This is a genomic window from Hallella bergensis DSM 17361 (assembly GCF_000160535.1).
Lineage (GTDB): Bacteria > Bacteroidota > Bacteroidia > Bacteroidales > Bacteroidaceae > Prevotella > Prevotella bergensis.
This window is the reverse complement of record NZ_GG704780.1, coordinates 1,002,689-1,029,158: the sequence shown is the minus strand read 5'-3', so window position 1 is coordinate 1,029,158 and position 26,470 is coordinate 1,002,689. Positions and strand designations below refer to the sequence as shown.

Annotated in this window: 16 protein-coding genes and 3 pseudogenes; 14 read left to right on the top strand and 5 right to left on the bottom strand. The window is 44.8% G+C overall.

Going from position 1 to position 26,470, the window contains the following annotated elements:
• Positions 1–475 precede the first annotated feature (475 nt).
• From HMPREF0645_RS14475 to HMPREF0645_RS03840, 8 genes and pseudogenes are all read left to right on the top strand, one after another.
• A pseudogene (locus HMPREF0645_RS14475) lies at positions 476–694 on the top strand (IS30 family transposase); the annotation flags it as partial.
• Positions 695–1,093: 399 nt separating this feature from the next.
• A complete protein-coding gene (locus HMPREF0645_RS03865) occupies positions 1,094–1,645 on the top strand; it encodes a hypothetical protein (RefSeq protein ID WP_007173561.1) in 552 nt (183 codons plus the stop codon).
• On the top strand, positions 1,620–3,839 hold the full coding sequence (locus HMPREF0645_RS14175; protein WP_007173560.1) for an RHS repeat domain-containing protein: 2,220 nt from the start codon (positions 1,620–1,622) through the stop codon (positions 3,837–3,839). The genes HMPREF0645_RS03865 and HMPREF0645_RS14175 overlap by 26 nt, the downstream gene beginning before the upstream one ends.
• Positions 3,840–4,368: 529 nt before the next feature.
• Positions 4,369–4,947: pseudogene (locus HMPREF0645_RS13795) on the top strand (RHS repeat domain-containing protein); the annotation flags it as partial.
• 174 nt (positions 4,948–5,121) lie between these two features.
• Positions 5,122–5,583: a JAB-like toxin 1 domain-containing protein gene (locus tag HMPREF0645_RS14170; RefSeq protein WP_245543999.1), complete on the top strand. Its 462-nt coding sequence runs from the start codon at positions 5,122–5,124 to the stop codon at positions 5,581–5,583.
• A complete protein-coding gene (locus HMPREF0645_RS03850) occupies positions 5,583–6,062 on the top strand; it encodes a hypothetical protein (protein WP_007173558.1) in 480 nt (159 codons plus the stop codon). Before HMPREF0645_RS14170 ends, HMPREF0645_RS03850 begins: the two co-directional genes overlap by 1 nt.
• 344 nt (positions 6,063–6,406) lie before the next feature.
• Positions 6,407–6,977 (top strand): annotated as a pseudogene (locus HMPREF0645_RS14165) (RHS repeat domain-containing protein); the annotation flags it as partial.
• A 608-nt stretch (positions 6,978–7,585) separates the two neighbouring features.
• Positions 7,586–7,993: a hypothetical protein gene (locus tag HMPREF0645_RS03840; protein ID WP_007173556.1), complete on the top strand. Its 408-nt coding sequence runs from the start codon at positions 7,586–7,588 to the stop codon at positions 7,991–7,993.
• 1,048 nt (positions 7,994–9,041) lie between these two features.
• Here HMPREF0645_RS03840 and HMPREF0645_RS03830 read toward each other — a convergent pair.
• From HMPREF0645_RS03830 to HMPREF0645_RS03810, 5 genes are all read right to left on the bottom strand, one after another.
• Positions 9,042–10,613, bottom strand: coding sequence for a DUF4957 domain-containing protein (locus HMPREF0645_RS03830; protein ID WP_007173554.1), 1,572 nt, complete (start codon positions 10,611–10,613; stop codon positions 9,042–9,044).
• An 83-nt stretch (positions 10,614–10,696) separates the two neighbouring features.
• The gene (locus tag HMPREF0645_RS03825; RefSeq protein ID WP_007173553.1) at positions 10,697–12,658 is read right to left on the bottom strand and encodes a RagB/SusD family nutrient uptake outer membrane protein; all 1,962 of its coding nucleotides are present in this window, start codon (positions 12,656–12,658) and stop codon (positions 10,697–10,699) included.
• A gap of 19 nt (positions 12,659–12,677) precedes the next feature.
• Positions 12,678–15,926, bottom strand: coding sequence for a SusC/RagA family TonB-linked outer membrane protein (locus HMPREF0645_RS03820; RefSeq protein ID WP_007173552.1), 3,249 nt, complete (start codon positions 15,924–15,926; stop codon positions 12,678–12,680).
• Positions 15,927–16,401: 475 nt separating this feature from the next.
• A complete protein-coding gene (locus HMPREF0645_RS03815) occupies positions 16,402–16,992 on the bottom strand; it encodes a hypothetical protein (RefSeq protein WP_007173551.1) in 591 nt (196 codons plus the stop codon).
• 104 nt (positions 16,993–17,096) lie between these two features.
• Positions 17,097–17,762, bottom strand: a complete 666-nt coding sequence (locus tag HMPREF0645_RS03810; protein WP_007173550.1) for a ParA family protein — start codon at positions 17,760–17,762, stop codon at positions 17,097–17,099.
• Positions 17,763–19,517: 1,755 nt separating this feature from the next.
• Here HMPREF0645_RS03810 and HMPREF0645_RS03795 point away from each other — a divergent pair.
• From HMPREF0645_RS03795 to HMPREF0645_RS13630, 6 genes are all read left to right on the top strand, one after another.
• On the top strand, positions 19,518–20,276 hold the full coding sequence (locus tag HMPREF0645_RS03795; RefSeq protein ID WP_007173548.1) for a YaaA family protein: 759 nt from the start codon (positions 19,518–19,520) through the stop codon (positions 20,274–20,276).
• A 915-nt stretch (positions 20,277–21,191) separates the two neighbouring features.
• Positions 21,192–22,361: an amidohydrolase gene (locus HMPREF0645_RS03790; protein WP_044123175.1), complete on the top strand. Its 1,170-nt coding sequence runs from the start codon at positions 21,192–21,194 to the stop codon at positions 22,359–22,361.
• Positions 22,362–22,758: 397 nt separating this feature from the next.
• A complete protein-coding gene (locus HMPREF0645_RS03780) occupies positions 22,759–23,469 on the top strand; it encodes a DUF169 domain-containing protein (protein WP_044123279.1) in 711 nt (236 codons plus the stop codon).
• A 422-nt stretch (positions 23,470–23,891) separates the two neighbouring features.
• Positions 23,892–25,220, top strand: a complete 1,329-nt coding sequence (locus tag HMPREF0645_RS03775) for a YihY/virulence factor BrkB family protein (protein WP_007173543.1) — start codon at positions 23,892–23,894, stop codon at positions 25,218–25,220.
• A 488-nt stretch (positions 25,221–25,708) separates the two neighbouring features.
• Positions 25,709–26,200, top strand: coding sequence for an HU family DNA-binding protein (locus HMPREF0645_RS03770; protein ID WP_007173542.1), 492 nt, complete (start codon positions 25,709–25,711; stop codon positions 26,198–26,200).
• Between the two features lie 115 nt (positions 26,201–26,315).
• Positions 26,316–26,414, top strand: coding sequence for a smalltalk protein (locus HMPREF0645_RS13630; protein ID WP_156433292.1), 99 nt, complete (start codon positions 26,316–26,318; stop codon positions 26,412–26,414).
• Positions 26,415–26,470 lie beyond the last annotated feature (56 nt).

The window sequence follows — 26,470 nt, the reverse complement described above, 5'->3', positions numbered from 1 at the left end:
CGATGGTTTGTAAACGACTGACAGTCAGTTCTTTTTAGAAAAACGCCCTTTGTTTTCCTATTTTACTGCATGCGACTGAATATCAAACGGTGTGATGACAAGGCTTCAACCGCTTTGTGATTGAGGCTCTTCCGCACAGTCGATAAGGCCTAACCATGCCGTGAGAAGACCTCAATCGCAGCAGCCTCACGATTTTTGGCTCTGCTCGACTCGTTTGTGCCGAAAAAAGATAGCTCTTTTTGCTCTGGATGACTAGAAAATAATCATCAAAAAACGATAATAATATTTTACAAATGGAAGAACGAAGAATGGAGAATAAAGAATATAAATTAAAGGGAAAGTGGAGAACAGAATCTCATATCTTCCTGTTTTCTATCCTATTGTACAGTTACATGGTCATTAGAATCGAAGAGATGTACAATGCGAAAAAAATGTCTGTTGAGCCTTTATCTCCTCAGTATATATCAACTGCTTCTTTGCCGCCCACGAAATAATCACAAGAGAATTAGAGATGGTTGTTTATTTTGCCCATCCGTACTGTTCCTGGAAAGGGAGCTATAGAAAACATGAACAGACTTTATCAGGCAATATATACCCAAGAAAACAGATTTCAGGGGAATATCAAAAACTACATCAAGGAGATTATCAAAAAATAAATAACAGACCCACTATTGTCCAAAACGAAGTGCAATAAACGAGTATCTCCTCGCCGAGAGATGCAGACGTTCTCGAAGCGTAGCGAGAGGTTGTCTGCATCTCTCGGCGAGGAAAAAGAAACAACCAGCAATACAAATAAAAAAAGGAGACCGCAGTCTCCTTAAGATTAATTAACTTTGTGTTGTGAAATATACTCAATTAACCTCGGAGCAAAGGTCGCAAATTTTTGCCTTACTCCAAAAGAAAACATCGAGAAAAGAAATTGAACGAAAGGCCAAGAGAAAAATTAAACTTTTCTACACCTAAGTGCGAATTCTTCAAACAGGATTTATAATTTTGCACTTGCAGGTTGACTCTACGGGGGAGAATCTACCACTCGAAAGTCCCATGTATTTGGTAATATTCATGGGATTCATCAAATTTATTTGATAGATAGATGATGAAAAAAGTTATATTATTATGTATGTGTCTTGCTCTTGCATCATGTAGCAGATATTATAAAAACTTTAATATTACAGGTGTGGAGCTAAGACATATAGTTATTGCCGATTCACTAGAATTAGGCAAGGACTATTATTTATTAAAATTCAACATCAATTTATGCAATCCTGAAATACGTTTTTTTTCTGGAGGAGGAATAGAACCAGGACTGGATGGCATATATAATAATATGGAAGATTTGGAGATTTATGACAAGACTGGAAGAAATATTACAGATCTGTTTAAAGGATGGTGTATGAATAATAGTGGTATTATAACTGATGGAGTTGATCCTTTCGAAGTGTTTTCTTCTCCCTCTATTTCTTCTTTTATAGAATCGATTAATTCACATGATTATCAAACTAGAGGAACTAAGGTGGAGAGTTATAGGATTTTTTATGTAAATGTTAATTCTTCAAATAAGTTTGTTGCAAAAAAAATACAATTCAAAAACAGAATAGAAAATGTTGTGGAAGACACTAATGTTATATACAAAGTTAGATGGTGATGTTCATGATTGGGAGTTAATTTTTTATGTCGACATTGTATCCAATTGGAATTGTCAAAAGCGGAAAAGTGCAATAATAAAGAACGCCAAGGCAGGTACCATCATGGATAACGCCTACAGCTATGATGCCGTGAGCAACGTACTCGACGTGAAGAACAACGCTCCACTCCCACAGAGTGGCAAGGCAGGCGGACAGATAAGCCACAGCTACACTTATGACCCACTGTATCGCTTGTCAAGTGCAACGGGAACCTATGCAGGAACGGACAATAAGACGGCTTCTTACACCCTTGCGATGGGCTATGACAATATGCACCGCATCACAAGCAAGAAGCAGCACCTCATGCAAAGTAACGTACAGTTCAACGGTTCGCTCAACGCAGGCTATGACCTCACCAACACATACAATAATGATGAGGGCAAGAAGTTCCAACTGGCCAGTGTCCGTGACATCAACTACCGCACGGAAGAGACACCGACGGACAGCACGAACATCAACAACGGATACAAGTACAGCTATGATGCCAACGGAAACCTTGTCTACATCAACACCAGCCGTGTAAAGCGTGACGGCAAGGAAGACGACAGGGTAAGTGAGCAGAAATACAAGTGGGACGAGGAAAACAGACTCCTGGCAGCCGATGAAAACGGATTTGTGAGCAACTATTGGTATGATGCCGACGGTGAGCGCACGGTGAAGACCAGTGGCAAGAACGAAGCCATATACGTAAACTCCGAGTTCTCGGGTGGCAACACCGGTACGGCTCGCTTCTCACTCTATGTCAGCCCGTACTTGGTAGCCGGACAGGGTGGCAAGTACACCAAGCATATCTACATCGGTTCACAGCGTATTGTTAGCAAATTAGGTGACCTTGCCAGCTACGGTGCAGACCCAAGACGCATCCCGTATGCAGGAAATGAAGCGGATGGATTGACGGTGGACTACAAGGCCAAGTACAACCTGCAGATCCAATCCATCAAGGACAACTACAAGACGTTTGACATCCCTTACAACGGTGAGGACAATAACGACTATGTAAACGGTCAGGGCTTCTGTTGTGACGATGGTACGCCCGAAGCAGCACAGGCGAAAGCCATGACGCGGGCGGCAAGCGACGGCAACTTCAAGCCCAACGACGAGTACGAGAAGATGCAGTTCTACTACCACCCCGACCACTTGGGGAGCAGTAGTTACATCACCAATCTCGACGGCGAGGTATCGCAGCACATCGAATATGTGCCGTTTGGTGAAGTGTTCATCGAGGAGCGCAACAACACGTGGAACACGCCTTATCTCTTCAACGCCAAGGAATTTGACGAGGAGACGGGTATGTATTACTATGGTGCAAGATACTATGAACCGAGGCTGAGTTTGTGGATGAGTTGCGATCCTATGCAGGAATTAAAAGTATGTATTTGTTCTTATACTTATTGTATTAGTAACCCTATAGTTTATACCGATCCAACAGGATGTCTAGAAAGTACTGATGTTAAAAGAAACTCTAACGGAACCTATACCGTTGTAAATGCCAAAAATGATGGTGACAATAATATTTATCTTGTGAACGGGAAAGGTAAGAGAACAGGGGAAATTATTGGAACAACGTTGAGACCATACGATTTTATGGGAACGGACAATCAAAATGGAGCTTTTCATTTTAATGCGAAGGAAACAGGAGTAACCTTTGACATCAGCAAGTTAACTGTATCCGGGACTGTAAAAACAGAAAATGCAACATATTCTGTTTACAATGCAAATGCCCAAAGGCTTCTTGACTGGGGGCAGAGTCTTTTCAAGTCCGAACTACAACTTAAAAGCCCCTTGACTTTTTATGGAGAATTAGAAGTTCTAAGGTCGCTATCAGCCAATAATGCTGCACTTGATGTAAAAGTGAGTTTTGGGCAACACCCTTATACAGCTATAAATGCGGGCACTAATAGTAATGGTACTCCTAAAATAACTACACTAAGAGCAATGGGGAATATGATTTTTGGTGCAAATGTCCATTCAACAAAACCATACTTGTTAGGAACACCAAATTGGTATTATTCTAAGGTTATGGGAGAGGTTGGAAAATATAATCAAAGTCAAAACTCGGGATTAGGTTATAACAAAGGCTTCCCTTATTTCGGAGAACACACTTACTCTGGAAGTTATATATATTATGGGTATTATGGGAAGTTTTATAAATAAGACCATCGTATTTTTCGTGTGTTTATTCTTGCTTAGTGGATGTTTCCCCAGTTTTCGTCCTCAAAAGAAAGTACGTTGTCGAATAAACGTAAAAAATGGTACATTTGTATTGGTAGATTATGTTGGTACACTTGATAGAGACTTCCCCTCTGAAGTTTATTTTGTTAGAGATAAAGACTCCGTTTTAGTACATAAGGGATATAGAACGAAAAATATGAGCGTAAAAGATAATACTCTTATCATATATTTGAAAGGAGAAGTTTTGTACCATCGTTGTAAGATTAATGATTATAGTATAATGACATCTTTATATAATTAAAATAACAATAGCATTTAACATCCATATAAGGGTAACGGACAATACCCATATATGGGTGTTCATCATTACCCTTATATGGGTATTAAAAGCCGTGAGCAATAAACAGGAAAGAAAGACGTTAAATAATTGACAACCATAAACAATAAGAATTTATGATTGAATTTGAAGTAAAATCAAAAAAGCAGCCTATAACGGTAAGTACAAGAGACAGACCCAAGACGAATACCATACGCAGGCAATGAAGCTGATGATGTAACCGTAGACTATAAGGCAAAATATAGTCAGCAACTGCAATCCATTAAGGATAACTACAAGGCGTCTGACCAACCTTATAATGGTAAGGATAATGACGACTATGTAAATGGTCAGAGCTTCTGCTGCAATGACGGCGCGCCGGAGGCGGCACAAGCAAGGGTACGCACAAGAGCTGCAAATGGCAACTTTAAGCCCAACGATGACTACGAGAAGATGCAGTTCTACTACCATCCCGACCACTTGGGCAGCAGTAGTTACATCACCAACTTGGATGGTGAGGTCATGCAGCACATTGAATATGTACCGTATGGCGAGGTGTTCATCGAGGAGCGCAACAACACGTGGAACACGGCTTATCTCTTTAATGCGAAGGAATTTGACGAGGAGACAGGTATGTACTACTATGGTGCGAGATACCACGAACCAAGGTTGAGTCTGTGGATGAGTGTGGATCCAATTGCAAATTTAAAGAACTGGATTTCTCCATATGCTTATACGAAAGACAATCCTCTTCGTTATATAGATCCTGACGGTCAAGATGAATGGGAAATAAACAAACAAGGGAAAATAGTAAAGCATATAAAGACCGATAAGCACGATGCTTTTTATATCGTTAATTATAGAGGTAAGAGAATAAGAGGAAAAAGTATCAGTTTTACTTACGGTACAGTAGAAAAAGCCACTGGTCAAAAAAATGATAGGGGATTATTGTATGATGTATATCAGGTACGAGGTGATAAGCAAGGAACTTCACTCTTTGAATATTTTTCTAAAAACACATCTGTAGAATGGAGTCAGATGCAAACAGGATTTAAAGGTAAGAGAGGATTAAATTACATAACCACTTCTCATCAACATAGTACTGAAACTGGTATGGCAGATCTCTTTGACAAACAATTAAAAAATGGTTATACTTTAAGAAGTAATGTCCATAGCCATCCTGAAAATACTCCCTATCCTTCTGGACTTAATGGAGGAAGTGGTGATATTCCTTATGCTCAATGGATTACAGATGAGAGCAAACAAAATCCGAGTTTTAAAATATATCTGCCAGGAAAAGGCACATATGTTAAGTTTAGTCCAAATTCTTCACCTGAAGATTTTGGGTTTGGAATACCTACATACAACCTAAAAGGAGTCTCTGTTGTTGGACATAAAAAGAAAAAATAATGAAACATTTCATTTTCATAATTATAGGTTTCTTTTTATTTCTTATCCCCTGTACAGCGCAGGGGATAGGAAATACGTCATCTATAGGTTTGAGCTATTATGAGTTACACCATTCCAATCTTCGCAAGGATATATTGGATATAACAATTTCTTATTTGAAAAAGAAAAATATTCCTTCTTCAAAAAAAATGTTAGTAATGACTTTAACGCGCAGAAGTAAAGGGACTCTTATATCCATAGATTTACTAGATAAAGATGATGTTAGATATGATAATAAAATATTTGGATATACAAAGATTTTAGACTATACGTTCATTTTAAGAGGGGATAAAAAAAATTGTATTATAAAAAGGCTATGTAAACATAAAATACGATTTACTTTTTGCAAGAGGGCACCAATGGCAGATGGTGTTATTTCTTGGCTTTTTTTCCAATCAGGAAGGTCTGTGGAACTATTGTCTTTTAATGAAAATTGGTAAATAATGTGGATAATACTCCAAATCGGGAGTTATCTAAATAAAAAGAACAACAAACGTGGCACGAAAACGGCAATCCACGACAGCGAAAAATAACAGAATGTATAACATTAAAACAACAAGTCTATGGTGAACCATATATAAACAGTTTGAACTTACCCATACAAGGGTATGTCCCAACACCCATATAAGGGTAACGGGCATTACCCTTATATGGGTATTAAAAGCCGAGAGCAATAAACAGGAAAGAATGACGTTAAATAGTTGATAACCATAAACAATAAGAAGTTATGATTGAATTTGAAGTAAAATCAAAAAGCAGCATATATCGGTGAACATAAGAGACAGACCCAAGACGAATACCATACGCAGGCAATGAAGCTGATAGGCTTGACCATCAATTACAAGGATAAGTACAATCAGCAGTTGCAATCCATCAAGGATAATTACAAGACATTTGATTTGCCATACAACGGTCAAGACAATCCCGACTATGTCAATGGCAAAGGCTTTAGCAGTAATGACGACACGCCAGAGGCGGCACAGGCAAGGGCGATGGTCAAGACGAGAGCTGGCGAAGCTGGCACTAACGAGCGGATGCAGTTCTACTATCACCCCAACCACTTGGGCAGCAGTATCTACATCACCAACTTGGCTGGTGAGGTCATGCAGCACATTGAATATGTACCGTATGGCGAGGTGTTCATCGAGGAGCGCAACAACACGTGGAACACACCTTATCTTTTCAATGCCAAGGAACTGGACGAGGAAACGGGTATGAACTACTATGGTGCAAGGTATTATGAGCCGAGGCTGAGTCTGTGGGTGAGCGTAGATCCGTTAGCAGAAAAATATGTCTTTTGGGGTGTATATACATATTGCTATGACTCTCCACTTAATCATATAGATGTTGAGGGCTTGTTCCCTATTGGATTTGTAACACAGTATACAAGAGAGGTTACAAGAACTCAGGCTGTTGGCATGTCTAATACAGTAGTATCATATACTGCTCAAGAAACATATTTTAAATTTACTGAATCAGCAGCTTATGCATTGTCATTAGTTTCTGGTGTTCCAGTTGAATATATAAAAAATGCTGAACTGGTAGAGTGGCGAAATCAACCATCAGGCAATTGTATCACATTTGGAAGTTCACCAAATAATGTCCGTATTTTGGTTTCTCCATACTATATTAACGATGACGAAGGAGGACAAGATTATAATCTTTGGCTTAGAGAATTTTCTCATGAAGTTAGTCATATCAAGCAAATTGCTCGAGATAAGGATGTAGGAGTCTATTTACTGAAAAGTATATGGGGATATATTAAAACATTTAGTCACGATAATGCTCCAAGAGAAATAGAAGCAGAGCAAGGGACAAATGTGTTCAACCAATTTAATAGGTTTGTTAAAACAAAACATAGAACATCAGTAGAGGCTTTGTTGAAAAGCAAAAAAGCAGAAACGGACAAAATAAAGATGTTAAAAGAATGGTGGAAAGAATTTTCTGAATAAAAGGCATAAAGATGAAATATAAAATAGGATTTATGATGTTTTTATTCTTGATTTGTTCTTGCGACAATCATGACTTTGTGTTCTGTGAAAAGGAACAGGTTTTCTACATTCGTAATTTGTTACATTTTTCTATTGAGCCATTAGATAGTCTTAAAGGAGCTTGTACATATGACATTTTTTTGCTAAAGAAGAAACCATACAATGAAGTAGATACCCTTCATTTAAAAAAAAGAATACCGCAAATATTTGAAGTGGTAGAATCATCTCCTATTACGCAAGAATTTCGACATAATCCTTCCTACATAAGATTGTTACCTAATACTCGATATATAGTAAAACATGATGGAATGGGGATAAAGGTAAATATAATAAAATATTATCATACAAATTCTTTTGGTAAGTTATATCCTGAAGATTGATAAGTGTAATTAGGAAGGTAATACGATAACACGTATATGATAAGGACAGGGGCAACGAATTGAAAGGCATGGCGTTAAATAGTTGACAACCATCAATATGGGGTAATGCTACAAATTGGGAACTGTCAGAATAACTACTTGATAATCAATTTGGTTCTAAATAATTAGGTATAAAGGCAGGGATAAATTCTCTGCCTTTTGCTATCTTTGTAGTCCAAAACCATGAAAAATGAATATACGAGAACGCTTCGGCACATTACGTCCAGATTGGAAGTGAAAAACTCAAGTTTTCAACACCAAACAAGAGTTATATAAAATGATTGACTAATTTTGCACTTGCTGGTTGACTCTACGCCCAGAAAGAAAAATAGATTTATAAAGCCAAGAGATATGATTAAAACAAAAATAGTATAACTTTGCACTTGCTTATGGAATCCGCCCCGTATCTTTCTCTAAAATCAACCTAAATTAGGAAACTACAGTAACAATAAAAAAGGAAATAGAAAACAAAAGGATATGATTGTAAAAAAAATAATTTATATTAGCGTAGGATTATTTGCATACATTGTTATCTCAAACATATTTCATATACTATTTCGAGGCAAGCCTGATATAGCTTCAGGCATCCTATATCTTTATAATGATATGTTATATATAGTAGGTTTTACCATGACTTTTTTGTCCTATGGATATGGTAAAGTAAATAAGATTCTGTATGTTATATTTAGCATAGTATTTCTATTAGTATATATATATAGTTGGTTAATAGTTGTTGATATGCCTTATGAGAAATTCTTATATATAGGTTTAGGATTACTTGTCTATATATGCGAGGTGGGGGTGTATAAGTTGTGTTTACCGAATAAATTATAATCTTTTAACATACAACAAATTACATCGTTTTATCTTTGGTCGTTTAACATAAAACTCGCACCTTTACAACCTGAGTTCGGGCATAATGCGTATGCCAAGTGTACTGAAACGAATCGTCCCGACAACAAGGTGTCGGGACGATTCTTTTATGTTATCAACAATGTTCTCTACGGAATTACTTAATCCATCGCGGGTCACCCACACGCCTCTGCAACAGCAGGGCGTTGCCCACGGTGAAGTCGGCCTTGTCGGCGTCGGTAAACTCGGGGTCGAGTGTTGTGGCATCGTCATCGTAAACCTTAGGTGTCGTCACCGTGGATGTGGCGGAGGAAAGGTTGGGACAATCCACATTGTTGTTGCCGCTCATCGTCGTCACGTTGGTACTCGACTGATTGGTCACAATACCCTTGGTAGCCACCACAATATTGTTGGTCCATACACACGAGTTGCCCGCATAGCGCACGTAGAGCAAGCGACGGGAATCGGTGTTGGAAATGCCCACCAAGGTGTTGTGGTCGACGGTGATCACCGGTGACGGTGCACCCGAATAATTCGATGATTTGTCGTCGTAGCGCACGAAGTCGCGGGCGGCAGCAGCTTTCCACACCGTGTTGTTGGTGAACGTGAGTGCTGCGATATAGCCCTTACGGATGTCGAGGAAGTCGGCACCACTGCCCATATCGTGAATCAGACAGTTGTTGAACAGCATCTGGTTAACCTTAGCCTTGTCGGTATTGTTGTACATCAGGCCCTTGGTATAGCTATGAATCTCACAATCGTCGATTTCGTAGTCTCCATAGTCGGCTGCTCCCTTGAAATCGATCATGTAACCCACAGAACCGTCACCATCGAGCACCAGCTGTTTGAGCTGGAGTGTGCCACCCTTTAGCGTGAATCCACCCTTGATCACGGCACGGTCGTAAGAACGAAGCGACTTGATGGTCACGTTCTTAGTAATGTTGAGCGAAGTCGTAGAACCCTCATCGGACAGCACCTTATATTCACCGGGCATCAAAGCCAGCGTTGCTCCGTCTTCGGCATTCTCAATGACGGTCTTCAGGTCTTCGTCGGCCTTGACCAAAATGGCTCCATTGAGGTCGATCGCCGTGGTAAAGGTCAGTCCGCCACGCTTCTTCGTGCCATTGTAGAGATTAGCTGTGTATTCCGTTTCGGGCTGCAGACCGGTCACTGTAAATGCTCCCGCTGCAATCTGCTCGGCCGTGAGGGTATAGGTCTGTCCGTTACACTTCACAGCTGTCACCTTGGCATTGGCCGGCCAACGCAGGGTCACGCTGGTAGCCGTCAAGTCATTAGCCTCGTCGAGCGGATTGAGGATTTGCTCGCTCTTGGTCTTGAAATGACCATCGAGACGCGCCCAGTTGGACTCCGTTTTCCCCTCTCCCACCGATTTGATGCGCAGGTAATAAATGGTGTCGCTCTCCAAATCGTCGATATAAACCGGACTGCTCGTAATCTTCTTGTTCTCGCCGAACGTCATGATTCCCTCGTTAAAGAGCGAGTCGTTGCTCACTTGGATCATGTAGTTTTCGGCTTCTTTTATTGTCGTGAACGTCACCTCAGCCCCTGTGGCATCAGGCTTCACAGCAATATTCTTTTCGTTCGGGCCAAACAGTCGGTTGACAGCACTGTCCACGCTCCAGTCGTTGCTGTCGGTGCAGGCTGTGAGGGCTATTGCGCCCATGCACACCATAGCGGCCTTGCTTATTATGTTTTTATATAATTTCATTGTTGCTGTTGTTTTGTTGTTTTAGAGGAGGAAAAGTTCCGGGTCAGAGCACTCTTCACTCTTCACTCTTCATTTTTCACTTCTCAAAATGTGAATCCGTACGAGTTCTTGATATAACCATTGGAACTACTCGTGATGGTTGAACCGATGGGCACGAGATAGCGGTTGATCACCTCGCCATGACCAAAAGTCTTGGCATCGGTGCCCACGAGTCCGCCGCAAATGGAGTTCAAGTTGGTTTCCATCTGAGTGCTGTTCTTCTTGCCAAACGAAGACTCAGAGTTGTCGTAGTCGGCTGCCGTCTTGTCATCAGGCAGGCCGTACCATGTCACACTACTCATATCGATCTTGGTTTGGTTGGCATCACTGTAGTTATAATAAATGGTTTCCTGATAGGTGCCGTCCTCGAGCTGGGTCAGATAATTCTGCTTCATCTCGAAAATCTTCTGTGCCAGCAAGTTCCAGCGAATGAGATCCCACTTGCGTGCGCCTTCGCCGGCCAGCTCCCAGGCATTCTCCTGCACAATGGCATCGAAGAATTCGCTCTTGTCAGCGGCGATGCCGGCCACATATGCTTCGGCGGCAGCCTTGTCGGCATCACTGAAAGCACGGGTGTGCACCTGTCTCAATGCCTCTCGGGCTGTGATTCCGGCTCCGTCGGCATCTGTTCCGTCAGGTCCGACAAATTCGTTCATCAATTCAGCATACCACAGCAACACCTGCGGATAGCGCACCTTCACCACGTTGATACCCGTCATGTGCTTGGCACTGGCCTTGAGGTTCTGGTTGAGCCAATCCTCATTCTCCATGCGGGGATCCCACTTGCCACAGTAGATGCCGAAGGGGGCATTGCCCACATGCGACTCCACAGCGCAGAAGGGGTCTACAATTGTCTCATGGTTGGAGGTGATGGCCTTCTGCACGGGCTTCACCTGCATGGTGGCACACGTGATGTCGCGGCGCGTGTCGTTCTTATCATAGGAGTAGAACAGCGGTGCGGTCACCTTCAGTTTACCGGAGGAGTTGCCATAGCCATACTGTGAGGTTACGCCGTTGAGACGGAAGCCTGCCGTGTAGCCCAACTCGCCACTCACGTCCTGGAGCATGGGAATCTCAAAGATATTCTCCTGAAATTCTGTGTCGAGCTTCAGTTGATTGATCAGGTACCACTGGTTGTGGAACGAGGGATTGATCTTATGTACGTTGCCAGTGATGATGGCCGAGAGATGTTTCAGGGCCTTGCGGTTGAGCGCATTGCGGGTGGCCTGGTCGGGACGTTGTGTGGGATAGGTGGGATCCGAATAGGATGCCGTTTCATATCCCTGCTTGGCAGCCTCGCGAATGGCATATCCGGCACGGGTCATGGCCAGCTGTGCCACTAAGGCATGGGCGTAGCCCTTGGTGACACGCTCGGTGGTATAGCCGTTGGTTCCGGCCCAGGGCAGCATGTCGATGACGCCCTCCACCTGAGTGATGAGGGTGTCGAGGATAACGTCGCGGTCGGTCTTGCCTTGGTAGGCATTGCTCAGATCCGACTGGGTGGGCGCCAACTTCATGGGCACATCACCGAAAGCGCGGATCAGGTCGAGATAGACCATGGCACGCAGACAGACAGCCTCGCCGTAATACTGCTTCATCGAGGTCTGGTCTTTCAAAGTGCTACCCGCGATGCCCTCAATGGCGAGGTTGGCATCTTCAATGGTGGCATACATATACGACCACATCTTACCACAGTTGGCGTATTCGCCGCCGAAGTTATAGTTGAAATAACCGCGCTCGCTCGAAGCCGTGGCTGTGGAGCCTAAGCCGTCGACCAGCTCGCAGTCGGTGCCCAGTCCGTAGAGGATGGCCCAGTCTTGCGAATAGGTGCGGTCGTTGGTGAGGTCTCCGTAGATTTGGTTGACCACCGTATTGGTGTAATATTCCGAATTGAACACATTGGCTTTGGAAAGCTCCGACGGTGACTTCTGGTCGAGGAAGTCGTCACACGAGACAAAAGTCACCATGCCGGCGGCAAGCACAAATGCTGATAATATCTTTTTCATTTTAGTAAATTCGTTTAGTTTAGAATGTCACGTTGATTCCGCCGAGGAAAGTGCGGCTCTTGGGATAGGCTGCATAGTCGATACCCGGTGTCATGGGGTTCTTTCTGCCACTGGTGTCCACTTCGGGATCGTAGCCGTCGTAGCTGGTGAAGCAAAGCACGTTGTAGGCCGTGAAATAGACGCGCACGCTGCTGAGGAAGATGCTCTTCGCCAAGTCTTTGGGAAGCGTGTAGCCCACCGTAACGGTATTCAGGCGCAGGAACGATGCATTCTCCATGGCATAGCTGGTGATCGGCGACTTCTGCGAAGCTGCCGGATTCCAGATGCTTGCATGGCCGTTAAGCTCATTGAGACGAGACATGATATTTTCCACGCCGCCATATTGGGCAATCACGGTCGATGTAATGCCGTTGCCAAGATTTCTTCCCGTAGCCGGGTCAATCCATGTATAACGGTTGTCGATATTGAAGTCGTTGACAATGTTGTAGTTCTTCTGGCTGTTGCTGTAGAACGAGTTGGCGAGCTTCGTACCGTTCACGATCTTGTTTCCAAGAGAATAGTTGAAATAGAGGTTGAAGTCGAAGTTGCCCCAGTTGCCGTTCAGGCCAAATCCACCCATCACCTTGGGTATGGTGTTGCCCAGTTTCTGCTTGAGGGGTTTGCCGTCCTCGTCGAGTTCGAACTTGGGTCCACCCGGAACAAGCGCACCACCGGTCATGGTGTAGCTCTTGTCGTTCAGGCCGTCGCGAAGACTCCACTTGCCATCATTGCCGAGCACAAGCTCACCGTTGGGATTGGACTTGGCGTCATAAACGGTGTAGAAACCATTGTTCTTGTATCCCCAAATTTCTCCGAGGCTGCCACCTTCAGCCACGCGGAAATCGTCGTATGGAGTGAAGGTTGAACCGGCAAAGTTACTGCTCTGCCAGGGATTCTTCATGCTCAGCTCGTCAATATTGTTCTTGTTCCATGAGATATTGAACGTACTGTTCAGGTTGAAGTTTTTGCTTTCCACCACAGCAGCGTTCATGGTCAGCTCGACACCCTTGTTGGAGGTCTTGCCGAAGTTCTGGAACTGATAGTCGTACCCGGTTGATGTGGGTATCTCGACACGCATCAACAAGTCTTTGGTGGTGTTCCAATAGAAGTCAAGCGTACCGTTGATGCGGCCTTTGAAGAATCCATAGTCGATACCGATGTTACGGGTAACGGTGGTTTCCCACTTCAGGTCTGGGTTGTAGAGATACTTGCTGTGCTGCAACTGGGTGGCTGGTTTCTCACCAAAGCCGGCATGCTTGTCGCTGTTGCTGGTCACGGTGTAGGTGGTTTCGAGCAGACCCGAGGAGATGCGGTTGTTACCGGCCGTACCGAAACTCAGGCGTGCCTTAAGGTTCGAGAGCCATTTGCTGTCTTTCAGTCCGTCTTCCTCAGAGATTCTCCAAGCCAATGCCAACGATGGGAACAAGCCCCACTGGTGGTCCTTGCCGAACTTCGAGGAACCGTCACCACGCATGGTGAAAGTGGCCAGATACTTCTCGGCCATCGTGTAGTTCACACGTCCAAAGAACGACATCATATTCTGGTCGGCATTGATATTCACCTCGTTGGGCAGCGTTACGGCTGCGGCAGCGGTGTTGGCCAGTGTCTCGTCGATGGTGAAAGTCACAGGGAAGTTCACAGCCGTGCTGTTGCGGTCGGTTTGCTTGGAGTTGCTCCACTCCTGCCCCACCAACACTTTGATGTGGTCGCGTCCACCCGCGAGTTTTTTGTTGTCATAAGTAAAGGTGTTGGCATTGCGCCATCCGCGGCTGTCGCTGCGCTCGAATCGCAACTGGGGCGCACCGTTGTAGCCATACTTGGAATTGGTCACGGCATTGGCTCCCCACACCAAGTCGTCCTTGTCGTAGTCCCAGCTGTAGCCAAACTCCGTGCGGAAAGTGACATGTTTCCAGGGCTTCCAGTTCAGTCCGGCATTGTAGTTCTGGCGGAAGCGATGCTTCAACCTGTAGGTATCGTTGATGCGCTGCAGGGGGTTGCGCTGCGAGGAGGTGGAGTTGTTCTCGTCCTCATCGGTCGATGCCAATGGCTCAACCGGACGCCAGCGCACGGTGTTGGCCACGATACTGTTGGCCGCGTTGCTCTGGTTGTTCTCGGCACCACCACTGATACCATCTATCTTGGTGAAGGCGAGTCGACCATTAAAGTCCAAAGTCAACCATTTGTTGAGCTTGGCATTGATCTTCGCATTCACATTGTCCTTGGCATAACCCGAACCGAGCATGATGGACTTCTCGCCGTTGTGGGCATATCCCACGTTGAACTTCACGTCTTTCGAACCACCGCTCACATTGGCGTTGTACTGGCGCTGCACACCTGTACGACCGAAGAGGGCGTCCTGAAAATTTTGGCCCTCCACCGATTTCCAAATATCCATGTCCTGGTAGTTGCCATAGTCGGTCGAGCCTATTTCGTATTGATACAGCGCATAGTTGTAGGGGTCGAGCACCTTGATTTCCTTGGTGAGTTTCTTGTAGCCCAATGAGGCGTTGAAACTTACCTGCACCTTGCCTTCCTTGCCGCTCTTGGTGGTGATGATGATCACACCATTGGCACCACGCGCACCATAGATAGCTGTCGACGAAGCATCTTTCAACACGTCGATCGATTCGATTTCAGAAGGTGCGATGTCGCTAATCGATGGCACCGGAAAACCGTCTACTATATAAAGAGGTGAATTATCTTGCGACAGTGAGCCACCGCCACGCACACGAATCTTCACATCGGCATCGGGCGACCCTTCGGTTGTGGTGATGTTCACACCGGCCAACTTTCCGGTCATGGCCTCACCCACGTTCGACACAGGCACTCCGGCAATATCGTCGGCACCGATAGAGGCCACCGACCCGGTCAAGTCTTTCTTCCTCACCGTACCGTAACCAATCACCACCACGTCATTCAGACTCGTGGCTTCGTCATGCAGCACCACATTGACGCTACCCGCAGAGGCATCCACCGTCTGCGTTTTCATACCGATATAGGAGATGGTTACTTTCTTAGACTTACCCTTCAGCTGCAGGCTGAAGTTTCCGTCGATATCCGTCACGGTTCCATTGCCACTCACACCTTGCTCCATCACGGTGGCTCCGATAATGGGTTCGCCGGTGTCGTCCCTGACAATGCCAGTGACTGTCTGCGCCTGCACCGCGCCCACCACAAACAGCAGGAATACGAGCAGCGACTGTCGAATGTGTTTTAAATTCTCAGACATGTTTTTTTAAAAATTAATATGTGTAGATTAGCTATCATAAATGCCCACACAGGAGCATTCTGCTGTCCCTAAGGCTCTCCCAGGGACATGATGGAGCAAAGATACTATAAATTAAGAAGCTATCCAAATAAAAATTTAATTTTTTTAAGACAGTGGCACACACCACTGCAACGACAAACACGTTATGCAGCAACGACTTTTTGCAGCGACAATAATTATTTTGCAACGACTACCACGACTTTACACGACTAAGATAATATGGGCATCGACTCCCACGACTTGACACGACTAAAATAATATGGCAACGACAATAATTATTTGCAACAACTCACACGACTGAACACGACAAAAAAAATAAAAGTCGTGAATAGTCGTGAAAAGTCGCTGCAAAAAAAACCGTGAAAAGTCGTGTGAGTCGCTGCAAAGAAATGTCGCTGCAAGGAAATGTCGTTGCAAGCGGATGTTGATGATTGGGTTAGAGCAGATCCCCGCTGAAGAGCACCTTCCTGATTTCGTCCTCATGGTCATAGACGAAACGTGCCACGATGGAACTCAGGATGGCCGATGTAGATAACTTCTCCGTCCCGGCATATTTCATGCGGTCGAGCACACTCTTGAGCGTCTCGTCGATATAGATCGTTGCCAACTTACCACCGCCCGACTTGTATTGTCGTGCCATGTCGATGAATAAGTCCCAGCTATCCTTCGAATCATCTTTCACGATATGGTACTCACGCATGCGCGGCTCACCACTTTTTTCCGTGGCATCTACGGCATCGCCAGACGGCTTGTCCGCGGCCTCTTTGTCCACCTGTGCAGGTTTCTCCGTTGCCAGCGTTGTTTCAGCAGGCGTCACCTCCATACGAACCTCTTGATTTTCAGGTGCAACCTGCTCATTCGCCGTCTCTTGCGTGTCAGGAGTCTCGTCCGATGATTCTGCTGCGTCATCGGTATCAGTTGCATCGACGATCGGCTGCTGCGCAAATCTCGATGTGCCATTCTGTAAATCGTGTACCAATCCCTGAATACCACCAGGAAGCATAACACGTGTTTTCTTTTTAGCCATAGGTTTATATCTTTATATTTTTATATGTTTACTTAAATATATATTTATACATACATCGGGTGTAACATGTTCTCGTTGCCCCTCCGGAGCAACACTCCCCCACCCTACTCTCTCATTCGCCGAATCATAAATTCGAACGCCGGCTTCACAGCGTCACGCTGCGCCGATGTAATCTCAAAGGTGTTGATACGCTTCAGGGCTGCCCGCGCCGTGATACGCGGTGTCACCGAACCGAGCTGTTTAAAGATGGCATCGGTTTGCTTCCACATCTTCAACTCGTCGGCCGTACCGATTCTCACATCGATGCGGTTGGGCACAAAAAACAGCTTGGCACCCATCTCCGGCGTCGTGTGCTTCAGAGCATTGATCACCTGGACAAACATGCCCGTGGAGTCGAGCGTCTTCTCCTCATACTCATAGGGGCATATAATAAAGTCGGCAGAAGTAAACATGGGCACCAATCCGTCCTCCGACACATTACCCGGAGAGTCGAACAGTACAAATCCTTCCGTTTCTCCCGCAGAATCCATCAACTGCTGCATCGTCTCGGGATCCTGCACATCAAAATCCTGAATGGTATAAGGTTCTTCCTGTCCCTCGTATATTTCCATGTCCTTGCGTCGCTGCATGGAGATCGACTTCTGCAAGTCTGTATCGATGATACACACATCTTGTTTCTTCCATGCCAAGTAATTGGCAAAGAGCATACACAACGTCGACTTGCCCACGCCACCCTTTTGATTGGCAAATACTATCCTGCGATTTTTCATATATCAATATTTATATATAATTGCATTTGCAAATATAAGTATTTATATCTAAACAAACAAACATATTTACGTATATTTGATTATAAATACATATAAACATTTCTATTTATATTTTTATATTCTTTTATATATTTATATAATAACGTTATTATACCTATAAACTTTTATATACATAGTTATATATTTAAGTATTTAATTATATACGGATACTTTTATATTTTTGTATATACAAATAACTAAGTTTTTATATATTTATATAATTCCCACCACAAACCGCAAACCCCTTATAACCAGTATTTCACAGATAACACCTCGGAGAGAATAAATATATTAATGTATATAAATATGTTTATTTATTAGCATTTATATATAGATAAATAAATAAACAAGTAAGTATATAAATGCACATATATTAATATCTAAATATATTTATTTGGAAATATATTTAAATGTGTATCTAACTATATAAACAAACGGAGATATATTTATATATTAAAGTATTTATCTATTCAGGTATTTATATAGACATACAGAAATATATATCTAAGTATATTAAAAGTATAACTATAAATATAGATATACAAATAGGCAAACAAATATTTAGATAAATATATATGGCATCAAGTCGTCGTATTGCAAAAAATAAGAAGAAAATTGCACATATTTATATATCTACAAATATATAACTTTATATTTTTTTATATATTAATATATTTATATTGATATACTCCTATGTGTAAATATAAATATATAAGCTTAAGAGAAACTATCTGAATTCCTCATGGATGGAAGTCAAAATAAATAAAAAGAAAAAATTAAAATTTTCATAAGATTATTATATCATTATATATATCATTAGTTCATATATTAGTAGGGGACTATAACTTACTGTAAACCAGTAGACACATGCATTGAACTACGACAAATTAGTAACATCGGTGCGACAAATTAGTAACATTGGTGCGACATTTTAGTAGGGTGTGTGCGACAAAAAGGGAGGATGTTTTTTAGATTGCCGACATAAAGGGAGTATTGGTGTGACAAATAGGGAACATCTGTGTGTTTTTATGATTTTTATTTTATATTTTCCTGACATTATATTTCTAATTCAGTGATTCTGAAGTTTTTTCTTCCAGATATTGTCTAAAAATTCGTTTTATATGACTCTTGCAAGTTATTTATTACTAATCTATTATAAAACTCTACGACAAATAGGGAGGATGTTTGCTGCCATGTTTTCTTAAACCTGCGACAAATAGGGAGCTTGTTCTGTTTATTTGACACGGAATGGAAAATCGCTCCAGCTTCTCCATTAATTACTACGTAATTAATAGAAAACATGTTTTTTATCGGAATAAAAGTTCATTTTGGTGTAAATTCTGTGAATTTTGCTAATTTTTCGGCCACTAATACAGTTTTTTTGAAATTCTTCAAGGATTCAGGCATTAAAATGCTTTATTTCGAACCTTTTTCGACTACCGATTCAAAACGACCGATGGTCTCAGGATTAGAAAATATTTTTCTTATCATGTTCATATCCAAAGCTTTACGACGGATAAACGAAGGGGTAGCGGTGAATCCTATCCTGCTACCTATATGAGGATTTAAACGTGCGTGATTTTTTGCTCTAAAAAGTTTGTTTTAACGTCAAATCCGACTTTCAAGGCTGCAAAATCGTACAAAAACAGGGTGCATGCCGACAGACTACGCAAAAGAATATGTATCTTTGCCCACAACCAACAGAACTCAACGACAATGCAAATACTACTGGCTTGCGCCAAAATCATGAACAATGCCACGACGGTGAGCGTGCCACGCGTCAGTTCGCCTCGGTTTGAAGCCGATGCCAATCGCTTTGCCCTGGAACTCGGTCAGTGGTCTATCGATGAGCTTGCAGGGGCTTTACACTGCAGTCATTCGCTCGCACAGGAGAACCACCTGCGCTACGGGCGATTCCTCGACGAGACAGAAAAGCTGCCGGCCATACTGGCGTATTACGGTCAGGCCTTTAAATATCTCCGTGCGTCGGAGTTTAGCGACGCCGACTTTCAGTATGCCCACGACCACCTGTTTATCTGTTCGTTTCTCTATGGGCTGCTCCGGCCGCTCGACCTTATACACCCTTACCGTTTGGAAGGCAAGGTGCGCCTGCAGACTACAGGCGGTGAAACGATGCTGACCTATTGGCGCAGCCGCATCACCGATGTGCTCATCGATGCCGTGAAGTCCGACGATGGCGTGCTCGTGCATCTGGCTACCGGCGAGATGGAACAGCTTTTCGAGTGGGGTAGGGTGTGCCGCGAGGTTACGGTGGTGCAGCCGTTGTTCTACGCCGATGAAGGCCATCGACTCAAGATGGTTGCGGTCCATGCTAAGAGTTGTCGGGGAGCAATGGCCCGCGAAATTCTGCTGAACCGCTATTCGTCGCCCTCATCTCTGCTCACCTTTGAGCAAAACGGCTACCGCTACCGCGAAAATTATGGCGATTCGCTTCATCCCCATTTTATCAAATAGCAGTCCGCCCTCCGAATCTTATTTCTTTCGACAAAATGATTTATCCTTCCGACAAGTTATTCCGAAGAGAGGCAGCGACCGTGTCAAGCGATACAGTAAGCCTGACTGAATGTTGACAAGTTAATCAGGAAACCACAACAAAAACTGACAAGTGATTTAGTTAAAATCACCTTTCGCCCTGCTACGTGACGAGCGAAGTTTAGTACCCTGCGCGGTTAAAGCCTAACCGTGCTGCCGTTAGGCCTTAACCGCATGGCCGTTAAGCCCTAATCGCACGGTGGTTAGGCCCTAACCGCATGGCCATTAGGCCTTTATAATTCAAAATTCATAATTCATAATTCATAATTAGGCTAACGCGCTGCTAATTCATAATTCATAATTATTCGCAAGCTCATCAACTCGTCATAATTAGGCGCACGCATTTGTAATTCACAATTAGGCTGCTCGTTGGAGGGTTAGCAGATATTCTAAGATTATTTGCGAAGCAAATGGGAAGATATTTTGCGATGAGCCTTTCGTTCACAAAATATATTCTCCTGATATTCTAAGATTCGGCAAAGCCGAGCGGAGGTTGCAATTCAAAATTCATAATTCACAATTCACCTATCACTGCCTTTTCCTGAAATCACTTGTCAGGTTTTGTTGTTTTTTCCTAATTTACTTGTCATCGGCTAAATCGTTTGTTCAGAAACGCTTGACACAAAGAAAACCTTCAATTTCTACATTTTGATTTGAATTCAGCATCATCCAATAAGCAACAATAAAAACGAAATATTATCCAATTCGCACGAGTTATATCGACAAATTTTGGTATTTTTGGAACAATTTATCAATCATTCGGCCAGAGAAGCATGGACTGACGATAGAGCTTGGTGATGGATAAGACCGGTGCAACAACAATGTGATATGAGTAAAATGGAAGCAAAACCTATTGCGGGTGTGGCAGAGCTGCTGCCTGAGATGAAATCGTGGATGGCCCATATCCACGCCAACCCGGAGGTGTCTACCCAAGAGCACGACACCGCTAAATACATAGCGTCGCTGCTCAGGCAGTGGGGCTACGAGGTGTGCGAACATGTGGGCAAGAACGGCATAGAGGGACTGGTGGCCAGCATGCGCCACGGCGATGGCAAAAAAAGCATAGGCATCAGGGCAGACATGGACGCGCTGCCGATGACCGAGACAAACGACCTGCCATACAAGAGCAAGGACGACCGCGTGTCGCACCTGTGCGGACACGACGGCCATTCGGCCATGGCCTTGGGTGCGGCCAAATACCTTGCCAAGACCAAGAACTTCGACGGAACGGTGCGTTTCATCTTCCAGCCGGCTGAGGAGACCATGCAAGGCGGCCCATCGATGATCGCCGACGGCCTTTTTGAACGTTTCGACGTGGATCGGGTGTACGCCATGCACAACATACCGGGACTGCCCAAGGGCGTGTTCCATTTCCACGAGGGCGAGACCATGTCGGCTGTGGATAATTGGGAGATACGGCTTACGGGCCGGGGCGGGCACGGCTCCATGCCGGAGCTGACCATAGACCCTGTGGTGGCCGGTGCGTCATTGGTGATGGCTCTGCAGACCATCGTGTCGCGCAATCTGTCGCCTTGGCAAAACAGCGTGGTGACCATCGGCTCGTTTCAGGCTGGAAATTCGGGCAACGTCATCCCCAATGAGGCCGTGCTGAAACTCTCCATGCGCAACATGCAGACAGATGCGCGCAGGGCAGCGTTGCGCCGCATCAGGGAGATTACGGCAGCCCAGGCCGCGTGCTTCGGGTGCGAGTACGACATCCGGGAGGGACAGCCGGGCGCCGTGTTGGTGAACACGCAGGAAGAAACCCGGTTTGCCGCCAACGTGGCCCGCCGGCGATTTGGCGAAGACAGTGTGGTGTACCCGTGCAAACCCATGATGAGCAGCGAGGACTTCGCGTTCATGCTCCAGCGCAAACCGGGCTGCTACGTGATGATTGGCAACGGAGACACGCCCATAGTGCACAACCCCGCATACATCTTCGACCAGGACATTTTGGCCGCGGGAGCGTCGCTCTGGGTGGCGCTCTGTGAAGAATATTTGAAATAACAAACTGAGTCTACAATTCATAATTCATAATTCATAATTCATAATTGGGTGGCGCTTTGCAATTCATAATTCATAATTTTCAATTCACAATTAGGCTGCGCGTTGGGGTAGAAGATATTCTAAGATTAATCTTGCGAAGCAAGAAAGTAAGATATTCTGCGATGAGCTGCTTTTTGCATAGTTTACTCGAATGGAAAAATATTCTCTGGATATTCTAAGATTCGGCGAAGCCGAGCGGAGGAGCTTTTCAATTCAAAATTATTCGCAAGCTCATCAACTCGTCACAATTTGGCTGCGCGTTGATTCTTTACTCTTCATTCTTCACTTTGAAAGTGGCAGGGAAAACAGCTTCGAAGGTTTTACGAGAGGACAGAATCTATGAAATAAAATAATGATTATGGAAATAAAGGAATTTATTCAGAATTACAAGGAGGCTTTTGGTAGTAATGCTCCATTACCTTTGCTGTTTGGCTATAGCGACAAACCGATAGCTGCAGCAAAGAAGATAGGTGGTTGCTTTTTCAAGGGACTTCAAGATGCGAGGGAGGGACAGCCCGTCAGCCTGAGCGTCGATGTCATTGGATGTGGCGGTGGCAAACTCTACACTGGTTTTACTGATATGCCAGAACGAGTACCAGGCTTCGTGTCGTTTAAAGAGAAATACAAGAAAACACCTGAAATGGTTGTTGACTTCGTTCAGGGACTTGGGATGAAACGACCTGTGAAGCCTTATCTCAATTTCATCAGGATAGACAAAACCGAATCTTTCGATGGGACAGAAGGTGTACTGTTCTATGCAACGCCCGATATGCTTTCCGGTCTGTGTGGTTGGGCATTCTTCGACAACAACGCTCCTGATGCAGTTTTATCTCAATTCGGTTCGGGTTGTAGTACGGTCGTTTCGAGGACTGTCTTAGAGAATGAAAGGAAAGGCCAAAGCTGCTTTATCGGCTTGTTTGATCCTTCTGTTCGTCCTATGGTCGGCAAGAATGAGTTGAGCTTTACCATTCCATTCAGCCGATTCGTAACGATGATGGAGACCATGAAAGACTGTTTCCTATTTGATTCACATGCTTGGGATAAAATTAGGGCAAGAATGGAAGAATAATAGGCCCCAAATAGAATATACATAGGGGGGCATAGGTGACTTGTCTTCATTTCCTCCGGAGAACGTTTGCTGTTTAATGACAAAGTATTATCTTTGCAGACAGAAGACGGGCGCTCATGGTCAGGCAGAAGACAGCGAAACGAAAATGGCTCGCTTGTTTCCTAATCGTAACCCAATCAGTTGTGACAACAAGGCAACTTGCTTATTATTAAATCGTTGTGGTTAGATAACAGCTTTAGTATTGCCATAAAATTTTGATGGGGACGCGGGAATGTTTTGACGAAGGCGCGGGAAGATTTTAACGCGAACGCAAATTTGATGCGATGGCGTGAGCGCTTCAACGGGAACAATGACACGGAAGCGGGCTGAAACGCCCTGTTCAGGCCGCGACAAATATGTGACATCTGAAAACGATTGCTTGTATGGAAAAGAATAATTTATCGGTCAATAAAATCATGTATTTTTTTCGGCGCGCCATCTGGGAGGAAGGGAATGTCGCATTCCGCGAGCGCCCGCTGGTGTATATGGCGCAGCGATTGTATATGGTTTTCAAGGGACTGTTCGTGGAAAACCACTGGGGCTATGCCGCACAGCTCACGTTCAACACCATGATGGCCATTGTGCCGGTTTTTGCCATCATCTTTGCCGTGGGGCGCGGTTTCGGCTTCGAGGATTACATTGCCGAGTGGGTTCACCGCGTGTTTGCCAGTCAGCCTGTCGTGGGCAAGGCCGTTCTCGAGTTGGCCAGTTCGTATATCAACTATACGCACACGGGTGTGGTCATCGGTGTGAGTTTGGTGTTTATGCTCTACAGTGTCATTTCGCTTTTCAACAACGTCGAGGGCGTTTTCAATGGCATTTGGGCAGTGACGAAGGAGCGCGACTGGGGTAGGGCGGCCTTCGACTATATTTCGGTGATATTCTTAGTGCCGCTGGCCATCATTCTCTTGTCTGGTCTCAGTGTGTTTTTCAATTCCATTCTCGGTCGTCTGCCCGACTTCCAAGTGCTCACGCCCGTGTTTAAGGGCATCATCAGTTTTGCGGTGCCCCTGACCGTGCTGACCTTGTTTTTCACGTTGCTCTATACCTTTGTGCCCAACACCAAGGTGCGTGTGTCGATGGTGTGGTTCCCGGCCATGCTGGCGGGGCTGTGCATTATCGGACTCCAAACGGCTTATGTATATTATCAGGTGATGTTCACGAGCTACAGCATCATCTATGGTTCCTTGGCCGCCCTGCCACTGCTGATGCTGTGGATGCAGTTGTCGTGGTTTATCTGCATCGGTTTTGCTGAACTGGGGCGCGCCAACCAGGAACTCGCCGAGGGTCATCTGGGCGAGACCCGCCCCGACAGTCTATTGGAAAAGATTCGGAAGAGTGGGATGGTGCTCAGTCTGCTGTGCCAACGCCAGCGGCGGGGTGGGGGACCGTGCCCCGTGCGCGACCTCCTCAGCCTCACGCATTTCAGCTATTCACAACTCATGTGCAGCCTGCATACGCTGATCGATGCGCGACTCGTTTCGCGCACGCATACCGGCGACGGCACAGAGGTGTACACGCTCAATCGCGATGCCGGCGACCTGGGCATGGGCACGATGGTCGAGGCGATCCTGGGTCGGAAAACGTCCGCTCGACAGGGCGACGACAGCCTGCAGTTGTCGGCAGAAGTAGAACGACAACTTGAGGATATGTTGCAGGATTATCTTACGGCTATGGACAGCGTGAAGGTGGAGGAGATCGTTGAAAGTTAGGAGATTCCCCGTATACTCCCTCATTCCCCTGCTATCTACGGCAGCGAGCAGCGTGACGCCACGGAGACGATGACAAGATAGGTTTATGCGTTCATCGCGCCTGCGTTGACCACGGCATCCTCCACAATTTTTTCTCGCATCAACCCCCACGACTTTTATTTTTGCATCTACTTTCCACGACTCATTTTTTGCATCGACACCCACGACTTTTCACGACTTATTTTTTTTGTCGTGTAAAGTCGTGAAATGTCGTTGCAATAATATTATGTCTCGTGTATTGTCGTGTAAGTCGTTGCCATAATATTTTTGTCGTTGCCGCTATAGTCGTGCGGAGTCGATGAACGTGGCGTATGACATAGTCGCGTGCCCTTTGTGTATACGCGCCCGTTGCCCTACCTTTGCATTGTCAAACAGAAAACATGAAGCTTCAACACTGTAAAGACACAACACAATTTTAACCATTAAAAATTTAAGAAAGGAAAAACACTATGGCAATTCGTTATCGTAAAGTACAAAACAAACGCGCAGCTTCAAGTACATTTGGAAAATGGTATGGCCGAGCCATCATCATGGATGTGATTTCGACCAAGGCGCTGGCCGAGGAAATCTCTCACGCCACAACCGTCACCTATGCGGATGTGTTGGCCGTGCTGACAGAGACAGCCGTGTTCATGAAGGGACATCTCTTGAATTCCCAAAAGGTGGTGCTCGATGGTATAGGCTCGTTCCGCGTGGGAATCAGCACCAAACCGGCCGAAACCAGTGCCGAGTTTGACGGCTCCAAGATTGCTGGCTATCACATTGTCTATACGCCCGAGAAGCGCTTCAATCCTACCGGAGTCAATGACAAGGGCAACCGCACCGGTTTCTACGTCAAGAATCTCCTGAACGGCGTGACGGCCAAGGAGGCACCCAAGAATGACGTGAAGGATGAACCCAAGAAAAACGATGAACCCAAGAAAGAAGAGAAGCCTGCATAGCAGCTTCCACCTCCTCTTCATGCAGGGGAGGGGGTGTCTTCTAAAAACATTAACCTTACCTTTGGCTCTCCCCGAGTCGCGATAGGCCAGGGGAGGCCTTCAAACCTAAAAAACCATGAAACACAAAAGCACCTGGAAACTTGTGATACAAGTCCTCATTAGCATTCTGACAGCCATTGCCACAACGCTTGGCTTGAACTCTGGGATGGCGTAACCGTCAATACCCATGAAAAACACGAAATCGGCACGATGTGAGCAGTCATATCGTGC

Excerpts from the sequence above, each read along its gene's own strand:
- HMPREF0645_RS03770 (WP_007173542.1), top strand. The coding sequence starts at position 25,709 with ATGGCAATTCGTTATCGTAAAGTACAAAACAAACGCGCAGCTTCAAGT.
- HMPREF0645_RS03840 (WP_007173556.1), top strand. The coding sequence starts at position 7,586 with ATGAAATATAAAATAGGATTTATGATGTTTTTATTCTTGATTTGTTCT.
- HMPREF0645_RS03775 (WP_007173543.1), top strand. The coding sequence starts at position 23,892 with ATGGAAAAGAATAATTTATCGGTCAATAAAATCATGTATTTTTTTCGG.
- HMPREF0645_RS03815 (WP_007173551.1), bottom strand. The coding sequence starts at position 16,992 with ATGGCTAAAAAGAAAACACGTGTTATGCTTCCTGGTGGTATTCAGGGA.
- HMPREF0645_RS03780 (WP_044123279.1), top strand. The coding sequence starts at position 22,759 with ATGGAAATAAAGGAATTTATTCAGAATTACAAGGAGGCTTTTGGTAGT.
- HMPREF0645_RS03850 (WP_007173558.1), top strand. The coding sequence starts at position 5,583 with ATGAAACATTTCATTTTCATAATTATAGGTTTCTTTTTATTTCTTATC.
- HMPREF0645_RS03820 (WP_007173552.1), bottom strand. The coding sequence starts at position 15,926 with ATGTCTGAGAATTTAAAACACATTCGACAGTCGCTGCTCGTATTCCTG.
- HMPREF0645_RS03865 (WP_007173561.1), top strand. The coding sequence starts at position 1,094 with ATGATGAAAAAAGTTATATTATTATGTATGTGTCTTGCTCTTGCATCA.
- HMPREF0645_RS03790 (WP_044123175.1), top strand. The coding sequence starts at position 21,192 with ATGGAAGCAAAACCTATTGCGGGTGTGGCAGAGCTGCTGCCTGAGATG.
- HMPREF0645_RS03810 (WP_007173550.1), bottom strand. The coding sequence starts at position 17,762 with ATGAAAAATCGCAGGATAGTATTTGCCAATCAAAAGGGTGGCGTGGGC.
- HMPREF0645_RS13630 (WP_156433292.1), top strand. The coding sequence starts at position 26,316 with ATGAAACACAAAAGCACCTGGAAACTTGTGATACAAGTCCTCATTAGC.
- HMPREF0645_RS03825 (WP_007173553.1), bottom strand. The coding sequence starts at position 12,658 with ATGAAAAAGATATTATCAGCATTTGTGCTTGCCGCCGGCATGGTGACT.
- HMPREF0645_RS14175 (WP_007173560.1), top strand. The coding sequence starts at position 1,620 with ATGTTATATACAAAGTTAGATGGTGATGTTCATGATTGGGAGTTAATT.
- HMPREF0645_RS03795 (WP_007173548.1), top strand. The coding sequence starts at position 19,518 with ATGCAAATACTACTGGCTTGCGCCAAAATCATGAACAATGCCACGACG.
- HMPREF0645_RS03830 (WP_007173554.1), bottom strand. The coding sequence starts at position 10,613 with ATGAAATTATATAAAAACATAATAAGCAAGGCCGCTATGGTGTGCATG.